Consider the following 15,136-nt stretch of genomic DNA (forward strand, 5'->3'; position numbering starts at 1 on the left):
AAATCTCGGGCACCGGCAATTAGGCGATGCGCGGGGACGGTTTCGCCCCCGGCGTTCAGGCAGGCAATGATAGCGGTTCTTCGACCTCGGCGGAGCGGCTTTGTCCCGCCATGCGACGGTTCGCCCTCAACGCGGGGCGACGGTGAAGATGTTGACGTTGCCCTGCAGCTTGAGGGTGCCGTCGATGCGTGCGCTGACCAGGTTGGTCTGCACCAGCCCGGGATCGGTACCGCGCGCCTTGTTGGCGCCAGCGATGGTGAAGCGCAGGTCCTGGAAGCTGGTGTCCTTCAGGCCGACGCGCAGCACCGGGCGGTTGAAGGCAGCGCCGTCGCCGCCGAAGCCGTCCTTGATGGTCACCACGTCCAGGGTGACTTCGTCGAAGCTGAACTTGCCGCTGATATCGTCGATCACCAGGTAGTTGTTGCCGCTGCCGGCCGGCTGGATCGCCAGGCGCGCGCCGCAGCCGCCGGCGCAGCGCGTCTGCGAAGGATTTTCCTGGAGATTGAGCGAGGCGCTGATGCTGATCCCGGCCTGGCCGACCACGTCGTCCAGATCGCCATCGCCCAGCAAGCGCAACTCGGCCCCGGCCGAAGCGCTGAACAGCAGCGCCAGCGCCGCGAGGATGCCGATGCCGCCTGCCAGTGGATGAGTCTGCTTGGCCATGTGCTGCGTACCTCGTTTCGCGCCGCCACCTCAGAGGTTGTGCGACGTCACCTTCAGGTAGTTGAAGCTGAGCCCGGATATCTCGTTGCGGCCCATGTTGTAGCCGCCGGTCGGTACCTGCCCGTAGCCTGGCCGGGTACCGCCGATGTTGAGGTTCTCGATCACCAGGCTGGTGCGCGGCGCATTGGCGTAGAAGTCGGCGGCGTTGGCCAGGGTCAGCTTGGGCAGTTCGAAAGTGAAGTTGCCGTCGGCGGTGACCGAGAACAGCAACGGCTGCGACTTCCCGTAGCCAAGCGCGACGCTGGCATAGGCGTTGGTCAGGTAGACGGTGCGCGCGGCCTGCTCGGCGGCGCTGACGCAACTGGGCGAGCCAGCACCGCAGGACATGATCTCGAAAGTCTTGGCGTAGAGGTTCAGGCGCATCTCGCCAACCAGTTGGCTGCGCGCGTTGGCGCCCCAGAAGCGCAGGTAGGAACCGTCCATCGCCAGTTCGGAGAAGTCCAGGTTGAGCACATCGGTGCGCGTGGAAGTGACGCCGAAGTCGAAGCGGATGCCGGCGTCGACCTTTTCGCTGGCCCGACTCGAGCAGTTGCTGCCGGCACCGGCGTAACCAGCGATGCACGGCTGGCCACCGGCGCCGCTCACCAGGCTGGGGAAAGCCAGCTCGATCACGTCCGCGGTGTCCGGCAAGGTGCTGACCACCCGCCCGTCGTCGAGCTGGGTGGTCAGCACCGAACCCTTGGCCAGATTCAGCTTGAACGGGAAGTTGAGACGGCCGAGAGTCACCGGCGCCAGGGTGCTGCCCTTGTTGCTGCCAGTGGCGGCGACGTACAGCTCCTTTACCGTGATCGGCACGTTCTGCCCGGTGGCGGTGTTGGTCACGCCATTGATCGCGATGGTGGCCTTGTTGCCGTCGACCATGGCGCTGTCGAGGACGAAGCCGATGCCGGCACCCTGCACGTCCGACAGTTGCTCGTCGTCGAGCGCTGTCATCTCGGCATGGGCGAAGGGGGCGGCCAGCAGGGCCGCGAGCAGGCAGGCGCGACTCATCTCAGCAGCCCTTGTTCAGGCCGCCCAGGCAGGTGTCCTGCCGTGGAATGCCATTGAAGGCCTGACCGAAGTCGACCTTGATCGGCGCCGTTCCATCGGCGTTGCGCGACATGTTGAGGAAGGCACCGGCCAGCGCGGCGACCAGCTTGGAGGGATCCTGCTGGTCGCGCCACTGGACGTTCTGGCTCTGCATCGAGATGAAGAAGCCTTTCGACGAGTCGATGAAGTTCTGCGCGTTGTTCGGATCCACGGTGCCGATCGGGAACGACTGGTACTGGGCCAGGTTGAAGCAGGTCTGGGCGCCCATCAGCTTGCAGTCGTTGGAGGTCAGGAAGGGCAGCAGGACGTTCACCAGGCTGCCGATGATGGTGCTGTCGTGCATGTCCAGGGCCGTGCCGTTCTTCAGGCCGATCATGGCAGCGCGGATCGGGTCGGGGTTGCCGGAGCTGTTCACCAGTTCTGCCTGGGCGGTGTACTGAGAGCTGCCGGTGAGAGTGATGGCGGTCTTCGCCGCCAGGCAGTCGAGGGCCAGCAGGCCGCAGGAAATGCTGCCTCCCAACTGGCTGCCGGTGCCGTACAGGTCCACCGGCACGTTGCCGGTGAGGGTCTTGATATCGCCCGAGAGGTAGCCCTTGGCTTCGCCGAAACCGATACGGATGCCGACCATCTTGCTGCCGTCGTAGGCGAACTCGATGTAGGGATTGCTGATGAGGAACGGGTTGATCGCGCCGGTGGCGTCGTTGACCGTGCCCAGGGCGAAGTTGTCGATGGCGATGTCGGCACTGCCGGCAAGCTCGCCGCTGCGGTTGTACTGGCCCAACTGCAGCTTCTTCATGTTCAGTTGGGTCTCGATGTCGGCGCCGAAGTTGATGCGGGTGAAGTTCAGTCCGTTGGCGGCGTCGGTGGTGAGGTTGATGAAGGCCTGGCCGACCACGTCGGAAAGCTGGTCGTCGTCCAGCGACTCCATCCTCGCCTGGGCGGTGGCAGCCAGCAGACCGGCGCCGCAGAACAGCGCGCAACGCAGCAGGAAGGGCAGACGACGGGACATGGGCTCACCTCTTGTTCTTCTCGTGGCCGACGGCAGAGACACTGCGACCTGTAGTCACTATAGAAAGCCCCGGGCGAATCGGGGCCGACCCATAGTCGAGAAAAACCGCCGAACGACGCGGTCGCCGCGCTCGCTGCAGCGGATGAGCGGTCGCTCGGCCAGGATGGATGTTACCCATCGTCACACGGGGGTAACGTCAGCCCTTCACTGCTGGCGGAACAGGCCGATCAGATGGTCGGCAATGGCACCCTTGATGGCGTTGAGGCTGAGCAGGGAGTGTGCGCTGAGGCGGGCGGGGTTGATCCGGTGCAGGTGCAGCGAGGGCATGCGCGCTTCGTACTCGCGCAGGTCGCCCTTGACCAGGATCGGCAGGAACACGTCGTCGTGAGCCTGGTAACGCTGGATCAGCAGTTTCAACCCTTCCTGGAACGGCAATTCCTTCGACGCCACCAGGCGGTGCTCGCCGGGAATCTTCAGGTAGAGCCCGCGATAGCCCATGGTCTCGCCCGGCAGGATATGGATCCCGGTGGGCTCCACCGCGGCCAGCGGGATATCGTGGAAGGTGTCGTGCCAGGCCTGCTCGCTGGGCAGGATGGTGATGCCGCCATGGTCGCTCTCGGGAATCACGAAGCTGTAGTTGCTGTAGAGCTTCTCGACATAGGCCGAGTAGATGCACAGGCGGTTCTCGAAACGTTTGAGGAAGGCGATCGCCTCGCTGCGGTTGGTGATGGCATCCAGGTCCCAGGCAAGGTCACCCTGGTTCTGCAGTTCGGCCCAGCGGGCCTCGGCGTAGGCGGCGTCGTTCAAGAGTCGGCATTCATTTGGAATAGACAGGCCAGGGGACTTCAGCAGAAAGCGTGCCAGCCCCTGGAAGCCCCATTCCCCGGACCAGGCGGGGCAGGAAAGTCCTTACGCAGTCATAAACTGCCGCTTTTCGACACCTCGATGATAGCCAGATGCCATCCACCGATACCGGGCCCGTACCTGCGCCGCAGACGTGTCGACGGCCTGCATCGCACTCATCGGCGGCGTCTGCGTCGCCCGTGCCTTTGCAGTACAATCGGCGCTTTTTCCACGGACCGGCCCTCCCGATGATCGACCCCCGACGCGTACTGCGTGCGCTTGCCGAACACTGGGCCCTGCTCGAGCCTCTCTGCGAGCGCTTCGATGCCGGCACCCTGAGCCTGGCGGAACTGCGCAGCCAGTTGAACACCCAGTTACCGGAAAGCAACCCGGCGGAAATCACCGCCCTGCTCGACCAGTGGATCCGCCTGGATATCCTGGTCCCGGTGGCCAAGAGCCCCAACCGTTTCGAGCTGAACGCGCAGATCCACGACTTCCTCGCCTACCTGCGCCACGAGCATCGCCTTGGTCTGTGCCTGGAGATCGAGGCCTACCTGCGCCATCTGGAGCGCCTCGCCGGGTACATCCAGGACGCCTTCGAGACCCGCGACAGCCAGGACCTGGCGCGCCAGCTGCGACTGCTCGACATGCGCGTGCGCGATGTACTGAAGAAGCTCGGCAATGACGAGCAGGCACTGATCGGCGTGGCCGAGCGGGCCAAGACCAGCGACCGGCAGATTCCCCTGGCGCAGCGCTACGCGGAGGTCCTGGCGACCTGGGACGAGTACGTCGAGCCGATGATCCAGCTGGTCAGCGCCGACGGCGCCTTCGAGCAGGGCGTGCGGCGGGTCGAACAGGTCCTGCTGCGCCTGCTAGGCGAACAGCAGCGCCTCGGCCACCTGGTCGACGACGACCTGGTGCTGCGCACCCACGCGCGCATCCTCGAGATGCAGACCAACGCCCAGCTGACCCTGCGCCGCGCCCGCGAATTATTGCTGCCGCTGCGCGAGGAAGCGCGCCGGCACAACGCGGTGACCCGTGGCGCCGCCCTGGCGCTGGCGGCGATCCGGCGCAAGGGCCTGGACGCCGTGCCGCAGGCGGCGATGCCGCTGTTCACCCGGCCGCAGAGCACCTTCCTCGGCACCGCCTCGCAGGTCGAGAGCTACGTCTTCGCCCTCGCCCGCTTCGAGCCGAAGCCGGCGCAGTTCCCCAAGTCCAGCGGCACGCGCAAGAGCAACGGGCCGGCGCGACCACCGCGGACCGCGCGGGAAATGATCGAGCGCTGCCAGGCGGCGCTGCCGCTGCCGGACCTCATGCAATGGCTGCTGGCCCAGGAACCGGACGGCGCCACCGACGAGTTGCTCTACTGGTTCTCTCGGCTGTCGCGCGACGCGCGCTTCCAGCGCGAACGCCTGCAACGCCGCGAGTACGAAACCACCGAACATTGCGTCAGCCTCTGCTCCTTCGCCCTGAACCCCGCCGCCAAGGACAAGGGCCAGGCCAGGGACGCAGACACCCTTTCCGCGAGCGAAACCCATGCATCTTGATCTCTCCGAACTGACCCAGCTCGCGCCGATCTTCCGCGAGCTGTTCAAGGGCTACCACATCAGCCACCGCGACCCCGAGCTGTACACCCAGCTGTCCTCGCACCAGGACCAGTACCGCGGCCTGTTCCGCGCCATGGGCTTCGAGCTGGTCTGCGATACCCGCGGCTTCTACTACTTCGTCCCGGAGCAGGTCGGCGCCCAGGTGAACAAGACCGCCCAACGCCTGGCGCTGTTCACCTTCATCCTCGTCGAACACCTCGCCGACCAGGGCCGCGACCCGCTGTCCGTGCTGGACGGCGGCAGCATCGGCCGCGAAGAGCTGCCGCCGCTGCTGGAGAAATACCGCGACCTGTTCCTCCAGGCCGAGGTGCAGACCCAGGAAGAACTGGAAGAGAAGGTCATGCGCCGCCTGACCCAGCTCGGCTTCGCCTCCGAGGACAGCGGCGTGTACCGCTTCATGCCGCCGATGCACCGTTTCCTCGACGTCTGCCTGTCGGTGCAGCAGGACCGCAACCTGTCCGCCAGCCTGCACGCCGACCTGCCGTTGCAGACGCCGGTGCTGGTCGATGACGGCGAGATCGAACCGCTGATGGCCAGCGACGAAGAATTGTCCGAAGAGAGCGAGGAAGACGCCCTCGCCCGTGCCATCGCCGAAGAACACGCGCAACAGGAGGCTGACGCATGAGCCAGACCCGCTACGGCATCCGCCGCTTCGCCCTGCTCAATACCGCCGGCTACAGCCTGGGTATCTTCCCGCTGGAAAACCCGCTGTCGATCTACGGCGCCAACAACCTGGGCAAGAGCGCCTCGATCAACGCCCTGCAGTTCCCGATCCTTGCCCGCCTGTCGGACATGAGCTTCGGCAAGTACAGCATGGAGCAGTCGCGGCGCTTCTACTTCGCCTCGGACACCAGCTACATCCTCCTCGAACTGATGCTGCCCCACGGTCCGCACGTGATCGGCGTGGCCGGGCGCGGCCCGGGCGGCGGCTTCGGCCACCAGTTCTTCGCCTACGCCGGCGAGCTGAGCCTGGACCACTACCAGAAGAACGGTACCTGCCTGCGCCAGCGCGAGCTGTTCGCCAACCTCGAGCGCGAAGGCATCAAGGCCTACGAGGTGAAGCCGGAAGAGCTGCGCCGCCTGCTGGTCGGCGGGCACACGTCGATCCCGCTCGACCTGACCATGATCCCGCTGCGCTCCACCAGCGAGCAGAGCCTGAAGACCTTCCGCTCGCTGTTCATCAACCTGCTGCACATGCGCGAGATCACCGCGGCCAAGCTCAAGCAGCTGTTCCTCGACGCCTTCGAGCACAGCCTGCGCTCGGGTAACGTCGACTACATCGCCGCCTGCGAGGAGGCCTTCCGCGACGTGCGGCGGATGGAGCAGGACTACCAGGCGCTGGTCGCCGCCGGCCCGCTGGTGGAAGCCCTGGCCAACGGCGTGACCCAGCGCGACGTACTGCGCGGCAAGATGCACCGCCTTTCACCGCTGCTCGACAGCCTGCTCGGCACCTGGCACGACTACGCCGGGGCGCGCCGCGAGGAACTGCTGATCCAGCACGAGCAATACCGCGCCGAGCAGGACGGCCTGCAGAACGAACAGCGCGGCGGCACCCAGGAGCTGATGCGTCTGGAGCGCGAGATCGCCGGCATCCAGCGCTGGCTCGGCGAGCTGTCGGTGCTCAAGACCCGCTTCGCCCTGGTCGACGACGCCAAGGTCCTCGAACAGCAGTTGCTCGCCGCCAAGGATGCCCACGACGAACTGGCCGGCGCCCTGGCCCATTCGCGGCAGTTCTCCAGCGAAGACCTGGAAGAGCGCCTGCGCGACCTGGAAAAACGCCTGAAGAACGTCCGCCAGCAGCTCGAACACGCCGACAACAACAGCTACGCACGCCTGCGCGAGGAGTTCAGCCAGCAGGACGTGGAACGCCTGATGCGTCTGTTCAACGGCGCGCTGTTCAGCCTGCCGCTCGGCGAGAACGGGGTGAACCTGGATGACGGCGACGTCTGGGTGAAGAGCGTCGAAGCCATCCTCGACCACTTCAAGGGCGAGCATTTCGAAGCCCCTGGCCTGAGCATCGACCTGTCGCACATCGAACCGCCGGCGTTGCAGGCCCTGGCCGACCGCGCCGCCCTGCGCGACCAGAAGGAGCGCCTGGAGAAGGAGCTGAAGCAGCTCAAGACCCAGCAGAGCGTCGCCGCCGACCGCGCCGCGAGCAAGGCCCAGGCAGAGAAGCTGTACCAGGACGTGCTGGATGCGCAGAAGGCCCTGGAAGACTTCCGCCGCACCCAGACGCTGACCGCCGAGGAGCCCGAGAAGCTCGCCGAACTGGCCCAGCTGGAGGCGTCCCAGGACGAACTCAAGCGCTCCAGCGACGCCTTCGCCGAGCGCGTCCAGCAACTCTCCGCGCGCCTGCAACTGGTGGCCCGGCAACTGGGCGACCTGGAGGCCAAGGAGCGCACCCTGGAAGATGCCCTGCGCCGCCGCCAGCTACTGCCGGCCGACCTGCCCTTCGGCACGCCGTTCATGGAGCCGGTGGACGACTCGCTGGACAACCTGCTGCCGCTGCTCAACGACTACCAGGACACCTGGCAGGCGCTGCAGCGCATCGACGGGCAGATCGAGGCGCTGTACGCCCAGGTGCGCCTGAAGGGCGTCGCCAAGTTCGATAGCGAAGACGACACCGAGCGCCGCCTGAAGCTGTTGATCAACGCCTACGCGCATCGCCAGGACGAGGCCCTGACGCTGGCCAAGGCGCGCCGCGCGGCGGTCACCGACATCGCCCGGACCCTGCGCAACATCCGCAGCGACTACGACAACCTGGAACACCAGTTGGCCCTGTTCAACCGCGAGATCAACAAGCGCCAGGTGTCCAACCTGCAGAGCTTCCGCATCGTCCTCGCGCCGAACAAGGATGCGCTCAAGCACATCGACCAGATCATCCACAGCGCCGGCCAGTACGAGGAAGGCGAGAACCTCTCGGTGTTCGACCTGACCCAGAGCGCCGAGCAGGACGCGAAGAACGAGGAGGCCAAGGAATACCTGGCCCGCCTGGTCGCCGCCAACCACAACCAGTTGGGCCTGAAGGACCTGTTCGAACTGGCCTTCGAGATCACCAAGGTCAACGGCCAGCCGATCATGCACACCGACATCGACGGCGCCGCCTCCAACGGCACCACCATGACCATCAAGGCGCTGACCAACATGTACCTGTTGCTGCACCTGATGGACCGCGAGCAGGCCGGGCGCGTGCGCCTGCCCTACTACCTGGACGAGGCGGCGGACATCGACGAGCGCAACCAGGCCGCGCTGCTGGAGACCAGCCTGCAACTGGGCTTCGTGCCGATCCTGGCGAGCGTGAAGCCGCAGGTTTCCGCACACGTGGCGATCGACCTGGAAGGCGGTAGCGGCCCGAACGGCATCTATATCGACGAAGCCGACTGGAAATACATCCGTCGCCGGGATGCCGCCGCCAGCGGCGAAACCCGCGCAGCCAGCGAGCCGGAGGAAACCGGCGAACCGGCGTGAAGCGTCTGCCACGGCCCTGCCTGACAGGGCCGTGGACTTTTCCGATAGGCCCGAAGCTCCCGCGAAGATATAATTGGTTACATTCGCATTTGTAACCCACGGGGAGAATCCATGCCTGTTCGACTTCTCAACCGTTTCCGCCACGCCGCCCTGGCGTGCCTGCTCGGTTCGCTTTCCCTCAATGCGGCGGCCGATCCCGTCACCCTTACCCTCTACAATGGCCAGCACGCCGCCACCGGTATCGCCATCGCCAAGGCCTTCCAGGACAAGACCGGCATCCAGGTGAAGATCCGCAAGGGCGGCGATGGCCAGCTCGCCAGCCAGATCACCGAGGAAGGCGCGCGCTCGCCGGCCGACGTGCTCTACACCGAGGAATCGCCACCGTTGATCCGCCTGGCCAGCGCCGGCCTGCTGGCCAAGCTGGAGCCAGAGACCCTGGCCCTGGTCGAGCCGGAGCACGCCGGCGGCAACGGCGACTGGATCGGCATCACCGCCCGCACCCGGGTACTGGCCTACAACCCGAAGAAGATCGACGAGAAGGATCTGCCGAAGAGCCTGATGGATCTTTCCGATCCGTCCTGGTCCGGCCGTTTCGGCTTCGTGCCCACCAGTGGCGCCTTCCTCGAACAGGTCGCCGCAGTGATCAAGCTCAAGGGCCAGGAGGAAGCCGAGGATTGGCTGACCGGCCTGAAGGCCTTCGGCTCGATCTACACCAACAACGTCACCGCCATGAAAGCCGTGGAGAACGGCGAGGTCGACATGGCGCTGATCAACAACTACTACTGGTACACCCTGAAGAAGGAAAAGGGCGAGTTGAACTCGCGCCTGCACTACTTCGGCAACCAGGACCCGGGCGCGCTGGTCACCGTCTCCGGCGCCGCAGTGCTCAAGTCCAGCAAGCACCCCAGGGAAGCCCAGCAGTTCGTCGCCTTCATGCTCAGCGAGGAAGGCCAGAAGGCGATCCTCAGCCAGTCCGCCGAGTACCCGATGCGCAAGGGGATGCAGGCCGATCCGGCGCTGAAGCCGTTCGCCGAACTGGACCCACCGAAACTGACCCCGGCCGACCTGGGTGAGGCCAGCGAGGCCCTCAGCCTCGAACGCGACGTTGGCCTGAATTGATCGGCGCCGCCTCCACGCCCGTGCGCCTGCGCACGGGCTCGCGCCGGCGAACGCCATTCTGGCTGTTCCTGCCGGTCCTGCTCCTCGCCCTGCTGGCCAGCCTGCCGCTGCTCTACGTCGCGGCCAAGGCCTGGGACGCCGGCTGGCACAGCGCCTGGCAACTGCTCTGGCGCCCCTACGTATTCCGCTTGCTGGGCAACACCCTGTGGCTGATGTTCGGCGTGACCCTGCTCAGCGCCCTGCTCGGCCTGACCCTGGCCTGGTGCGTCGAGCGCAGCGACCTGCCGGCACGGCGCTTCTGGAACGTGGTGCTGTGCCTGCCGTTCGCCATCCCCGCCTTCGTCAGCAGTTTCACCTGGGTTTCGCTGAGCCCGATGTACGAAGGCCTCGGCGGCGCCATCCTGGTCATGACCATGTCCAAGTATCCGCTGGTCTACCTGCCGGTAGCGGCGACCCTGCGCGGCATCGATCCTTCCCTGGAGGAGTCGGCGCGGATGCTCGGTCTGTCACGGCGCCAGGTGTTCCTGCGGGTCACCCTGCCGCTGCTGCGCCCGACCCTGGCCGCCACCGGGCTACTGGTGGCGCTGCACATGCTGGTGGAGTTCGGCGCGTTGTCGATCCTGCGCTACCAGACCTTCACCACAGCCATCTACCAGGAATTCGAACTGGAGTTCAGCAACGCCACCGCGGCGATGCTCTCCTCGGTACTCCTGGCGCTGTGCTTCCTGCTGCTCTGGCTGGAGTTGCGCATGCGCGGCCGCAGCCGCCTGGTACGCACCGGCCAGGGCAGCGCGCGGCGGGCCGAACGGGTCCGCCTGGGGTTCGGCAAGTGGCCGCTCCAGGCGCTGCTGGCGACGCTGGTGCTGATCGGTACCGGTATCCCCCTGGTGATGCTCGGTTATTGGCTGTACGAAGGTTCCTCGGCCAGCTTCCCGCTGATGGAAATCGCCTCGACCCTGCTTTCCTCCCTGTCGCTGGCCTTCGGCGGGGCGCTGCTCAGTTGCTTGCTGGCGCTGCCGGTAAGCATCCTGGTGGTGCGCTACCCCGGCGCCCTGGCGCGCTGGACCCAGCGCCTGCCGTACCTGCTGCAAGCGTTACCGGGACTGGTGATCGCCCTCTCGCTGGTGTACTTCTCGCTGCACTACCTGCCAGCCACCTACCAGACCACCGGCTTGCTGCTGGTCGCCTATGCCCTGCTGTTCATGCCGCTGACCCAGGCACCGATCCGCGTGGCCCTGGAAAAGGCCTCGCCGCAGTTGGAGGAAGCCGCCCGCACCCTCGGCCAGACGCCCTTGATGGCCTTCCTGCGGATCACCCTGCCGATCATCTCGCCAGCCATCGGCGCCGGCTTCGTGCTGGTGTTCCTCGACACCATGAAGGAACTGACCGCCACCCTGGTGCTAGGCCCCACCGGGCTGTCGACCCTGGCCACCTCGGTCTGGGTGCACACCGCCAACCTGGAGTACGCTGCCGCCGCACCCTACGCCGCGCTGCTGATCCTGATCTCCGGCTTGCCGGTGTACCTGCTGACCACCCGGGCGCATCTCAGCACTCACTGACACCCACTCCCCAGCAGGCATGCATGAACGAAAACGCCGCTTACCCAGGTAAGCGGCGTTTCTTTTTGCCGGTCCGACAATCAGCGGTGGGCGGTTTCCTTCAGAGGAATCTTCGGCGCCCACTCCAACCATTCGTCATTGGCCGAATCGAACAGGGCGAAGGTCTGCCCCGGCTTGGCGGGCTCGCCCATCTGCGCATTGTTCGGGGTGGCGAAGGCAATGCCGCCCTCCATCAGCGCCTCCATCGACTCGGTGCGTAGCGACAGGCCTTTGAACAGGCTGGCGTCGACGCCGAAGCCGCTGGCATTCCAGAAACGGCTGCCGGTACGCACCAGCGGTACGTAGCGCGGTTCGATGAGGATGCCGATCAGCACCCGGTCGGCCTGTTCGCCCAAGGCCAGGTCGACGACCTTGCCCACCGGGATCTGCCGGTAGGTCACCAGGTTGCCCGGCTTGATCGAGCCCTTGCGCGGCGCACTGAGGGTCAGCCGCAGGCCGCTTTCCCGGCCCAGCAGGTTGGGCGCTTCGGCGAGAGTCTGGAAGCGTGCCTGGCGCTCGCCCGGCGTGCTCGACGGCAGCGCCTCGATGTAGGGGCCGCTGACCAGGGTTCCGAGGTTCTCGGTACGCAGCAGGCCGAGCGCCGGACGCACCACCCAGAAGCGGGTTCCGCTGCGGGCGACGCGCTCGCCGGCGGAAGTCAGGCGGGCCTTCATCAGTACCCCGGAGAGATCCGGGTTCAGCTCGACGCTTTCGATCTTGCCGATGTCCAGGCCCTTGAAGCGGATCGGCGTGCCTTCGCGCAGGCCGTCGGCATTGTCGATGCTCAGCTGGATTTCCACGCCACGGGCCATCGCCGCCTCCTCGCTGTCGAAGAGGGTGAAGCGCCGCACCTTGGTCACGGTCGGCGCCTTCGGATCGAGGGTGTCGAAGGAGATCCCGCCGGTGATCAGGGTCTGTAGCGACTCGCTCTTCACCTGCACGCCGCTGAGGTTGCCGGTCAGGGTGATCCCGCTGGAGTTCCAGAAGCGCGTCGAGGTATTCACCAGGTGCGCGTACTCCGGCTCGATGTGCACACCCACCACCACTCGCTGGCGGTCGCGCGATAGCTGGTAGCTCTGCACGCTGCCGACGCGAACCTGGCGGTAGAGGATCGGCGCGCCGATATCGATCGAGCCGAGCTTGTCGCTGGTCAGCACCAGGTGCAGGCCGGGCGCGTCGGTGTTCAGCGGCGGCGCTTTCGGGCGGATGGTGAACTCGCGACTCGGCGCGCCGCTCTTGGCGAAGCGCACGTCGATATAGTTACCTTTCACCAGGGCCTCGAGGCCGGTGATGCCGGCCAGGGAGATGCTTGGCTTGACGGTCCAGAATTCGGTGCCTTCCAGCAGCATGTCCTCGACCCGCGGATCCATCGCCAGGTCGGCAGTGGCGCTGCTGTAGTCCTTGCCCATGTCGATCGACTTGACCAGGCCGACCTGCACGCCGTTGAACATCACCGGGGTGCGGCCCGGATCGATACCACTGACGTCGTTCATCTTCAGCTTCACGCGCAGACCGGCCTGGGCCGCGTCGTAGTCGTCGTACAGGCGGAACGGCTTGCTCGGGTCGGTCGGCGGGCTGTCGGTGCGGTTCTCCGGGGTAGAGAAGGCGATACCGCCGGCGACCAGGGTCAGCAGCGACTCGCTGTGCACCTTGAAGCCGGACAGGCCGCCGGAAATGGAGATGCCGCTGGCGTTCCAGAATCGCGTGTGCTTGCGCACCAGGTCGGCGTAGGCCGGCTCGATGTGCACCTTGATCTCGATGGTCCTCTGGTCATCGCCCAGTTGGAAGCTCTTCACCTGGCCGACCTGGATCTGCCGGTAGAACACCGGGCTGCCCTGCTCCAGGGAGCCCAGGCGATCGGCCTTGAGGGTCAGGTGCAGGCCGGGCAGCTTGTCGGAAAGGGGTGGCGGCTCCTTCAACGCGGTGAAGTAGCGTTCTTCCTTCTCGCCCTTCACCGGATCGACCGCGATGTAGACGCCGGAGACCAGGGTTTCCAGGCCGGTGACGCCAGCCAGGGAAACCCGCGGCTTGACCAGCCAGAAGCGGGTGTCCTTGCTCAGATATTCCTGGGCTTCCTTCTTGATCTCGATGGTCGCGACCACGCCCTTGATGTCCTTGCTGACATGCAGGTCGGTCACCTTGCCCACCGAGATGCCCTTGTACAGCACCTCGGTCTTGTTGGCCTGGATCCCGTCGCCGCTCTCGAAGCGAACCTGGATGTCCACGCCAGCCTGGTCGAAGGCACGCCACGCCAGCCAGGCACCGATGGCCAGGGCCACCAGCGGCAGCACCCAGATCGCCGACCAGTTCGAGGTCTTGTGTTTCTTCGGACTTGGCAGATCACTCATTCTCGTCATCCAGATTGGTGTTGTCCCAGATCAGCCGGGGGTCGAACGTCACGGCGGCGAGCATGGTGAGCACCACCACGCTGGCGAAGGCGGCGGCGCCGAGGTTGGCCTCGATGCTCGCCAGGTTGCCGAAATTCACCAGCGCCACAAGGATGGCGATGACGAAGATATCGAGCATCGACCAGCGCCCGATCCATTCGATGAAGCGATACATCAGGATACGCTGGCGGGCCGACATCGGCTGGTGCCGCTGTACCGAATAGAGCAGCAGGGCGATGCCCACCAGCTTGAAAGTAGGAACCAGGATACTGGCGACGAACACCACCATGGCGATGGGGAACATGTCGGCATGCACCAGTTCGACCACGCCCTCCATGATGGTGGCGGGCATTCCGCTGCCGAAGAGGTTGACCGTCATGATCGGCAGCAGGTTGGCGGGTATGTAGAGGATCGCCGCGGTGATCAGCAACGCCCAGGTGCGCGTGAGGCTGTTTGGGCGCCGGGCGTGCAGCACCGCACCGCAGCGACTGCAACGCGAATGCTCGTCCCCGTCGGCGCGATTCAACTGGTGGCACTCGCCGCACACCAGAATTCCGGCATCAAGCGCGCGCATCGTCGTCCTCGCCGCCCAGCGCTTCCCATACCTGGTGCGGCGACATGGTGACCTCCAGCCAGACCTGGGTGAACAGCAGCGCCACGAAACAGGCCAGGCCGACGCCCAGGCTGAGGTCGGCCATGTCGATCAGCTTGACGATGGAAACCAGGATGCCCATGAGGTAGACCTCGAGCATCCCCCACTCGCGCAGATGGTGATAGCCACGGTAGAGCAGCATGCCGATGTGACGGGCGATACCGAAACGCACGCTGATCATCACCAGCAACTGGCAGAGCAACTTGACCAACGGGATCACCATGCTGCACAGGAATACCAGGATGGCGACGCCCTGCATGCCACTGTCGTAAAGACCGAGCACTCCCGTCCAGACCGTATCGCTGCGGGTCTGGCCGAGCAGGCTGAGATTCATGATCGGCAGGAAATTGGCTGGGATATAGAGGAAGAGCGCCGTCAGAACCAGCGCGAAGCAACGGCGTTTCCATTGATGGCGATGCGCGGCCAACTCGAAACCGCAGCGCGGACAATTGGCTTTCTCGCCCGGTCCCAGGGGTTCCCGGCGCATCAACAGATCACACTCATGGCAAGCAACCAGTTCTTCCAGGGGAAGATCCTGCAGGCCACGGACATCGGTATCGGACATGAATGAGCTCGGCTGGATTTGTCGGCTATTGTAGACGAGCGCACAGTGCAAATCGCGTCTCCCATGCCCTCGGAAGTACGCCGCCCGGCAGCTCTCGAAGTTTTTCGATTATCGTCCGCAGCGCTGCTGGCTTGCC

The 15,136-nt window shown here is 65.6% G+C and carries 12 protein-coding genes; 5 read left to right on the forward strand and 7 right to left on the reverse strand.

Annotation, left to right across the window (positions count from 1 at the left end):
- Positions 1–126 precede the first annotated feature (126 nt).
- From M6E97_RS31040 to M6E97_RS31055, 4 genes are all read right to left on the reverse strand, one after another.
- Positions 127–663, reverse strand: a complete 537-nt coding sequence (locus tag M6E97_RS31040) for a DUF6160 family protein (RefSeq protein ID WP_003106145.1) — start codon at positions 661–663, stop codon at positions 127–129.
- Between the two features lie 30 nt (positions 664–693).
- A complete protein-coding gene (locus tag M6E97_RS31045; RefSeq protein ID WP_003095031.1) occupies positions 694–1,713 on the reverse strand; it encodes a hypothetical protein in 1,020 nt (339 codons plus the stop codon).
- Position 1,714: 1 nt separating this feature from the next.
- Entirely contained in the window at positions 1,715–2,761 is a 1,047-nt protein-coding gene (locus M6E97_RS31050) for a DUF6160 family protein (RefSeq protein ID WP_003095033.1), read from the reverse strand.
- Positions 2,762–2,965: 204 nt separating this feature from the next.
- Complete coding sequence (locus tag M6E97_RS31055; protein ID WP_003095035.1) at positions 2,966–3,568, reverse strand: hypothetical protein; 603 nt, start codon at positions 3,566–3,568, stop codon at positions 2,966–2,968.
- Between the two features lie 284 nt (positions 3,569–3,852).
- Between M6E97_RS31055 and mksB the strand changes: the two genes are divergently transcribed.
- From mksB to M6E97_RS31080, 5 genes are all read left to right on the forward strand, one after another.
- A complete protein-coding gene (mksB, locus tag M6E97_RS31060) occupies positions 3,853–5,151 on the forward strand; it encodes an Mks condensin complex protein MksB (RefSeq protein WP_003095037.1) in 1,299 nt (432 codons plus the stop codon).
- Complete coding sequence (mksE, locus tag M6E97_RS31065) at positions 5,141–5,836, forward strand: Mks condensin complex protein MksE (RefSeq protein WP_003095041.1); 696 nt, start codon at positions 5,141–5,143, stop codon at positions 5,834–5,836. The genes mksB and mksE overlap by 11 nt, the downstream gene beginning before the upstream one ends.
- A complete protein-coding gene (gene mksF / locus M6E97_RS31070; RefSeq protein WP_034005478.1) occupies positions 5,833–8,679 on the forward strand; it encodes an Mks condensin complex protein MksF in 2,847 nt (948 codons plus the stop codon). Before mksE ends, mksF begins: the two co-directional genes overlap by 4 nt.
- A 111-nt stretch (positions 8,680–8,790) precedes the next feature.
- Positions 8,791–9,798, forward strand: a complete 1,008-nt coding sequence (locus tag M6E97_RS31075) for an iron ABC transporter substrate-binding protein (protein ID WP_003095046.1) — start codon at positions 8,791–8,793, stop codon at positions 9,796–9,798.
- A 20-nt stretch (positions 9,799–9,818) separates the two neighbouring features.
- Positions 9,819–11,357, forward strand: a complete 1,539-nt coding sequence (locus M6E97_RS31080) for an ABC transporter permease (protein WP_034005485.1) — start codon at positions 9,819–9,821, stop codon at positions 11,355–11,357.
- A gap of 80 nt (positions 11,358–11,437) precedes the next feature.
- On the opposite strand, the gene M6E97_RS31085 is transcribed toward M6E97_RS31080, so the two are convergent.
- The 3 genes from M6E97_RS31085 to M6E97_RS31095 are packed head-to-tail and all read right to left on the reverse strand — an operon-like array spanning position 11,438 to position 15,051.
- Positions 11,438–13,744 (reverse strand): PqiB family protein, encoded by a 2,307-nt coding sequence (locus M6E97_RS31085; protein WP_034005480.1) that lies wholly within the window; start codon positions 13,742–13,744, stop codon positions 11,438–11,440.
- Positions 13,737–14,357 carry a paraquat-inducible protein A gene (locus M6E97_RS31090; RefSeq protein ID WP_003111274.1) on the reverse strand — a complete coding sequence of 207 codons (621 nt, stop codon included), beginning with the start codon at positions 14,355–14,357 and terminating at the stop codon, positions 13,737–13,739. Before M6E97_RS31090 ends, M6E97_RS31085 begins: the two co-directional genes overlap by 8 nt.
- A complete protein-coding gene (locus tag M6E97_RS31095) occupies positions 14,344–15,051 on the reverse strand; it encodes a paraquat-inducible protein A (protein WP_011666770.1) in 708 nt (235 codons plus the stop codon). Before M6E97_RS31095 ends, M6E97_RS31090 begins: the two co-directional genes overlap by 14 nt.
- Positions 15,052–15,136 lie beyond the last annotated feature (85 nt).

The organism is Pseudomonas sp. B111, from assembly GCF_026428275.1.
GTDB classification, from domain to species: Bacteria; Pseudomonadota; Gammaproteobacteria; order Pseudomonadales; family Pseudomonadaceae; genus Pseudomonas; species Pseudomonas aeruginosa.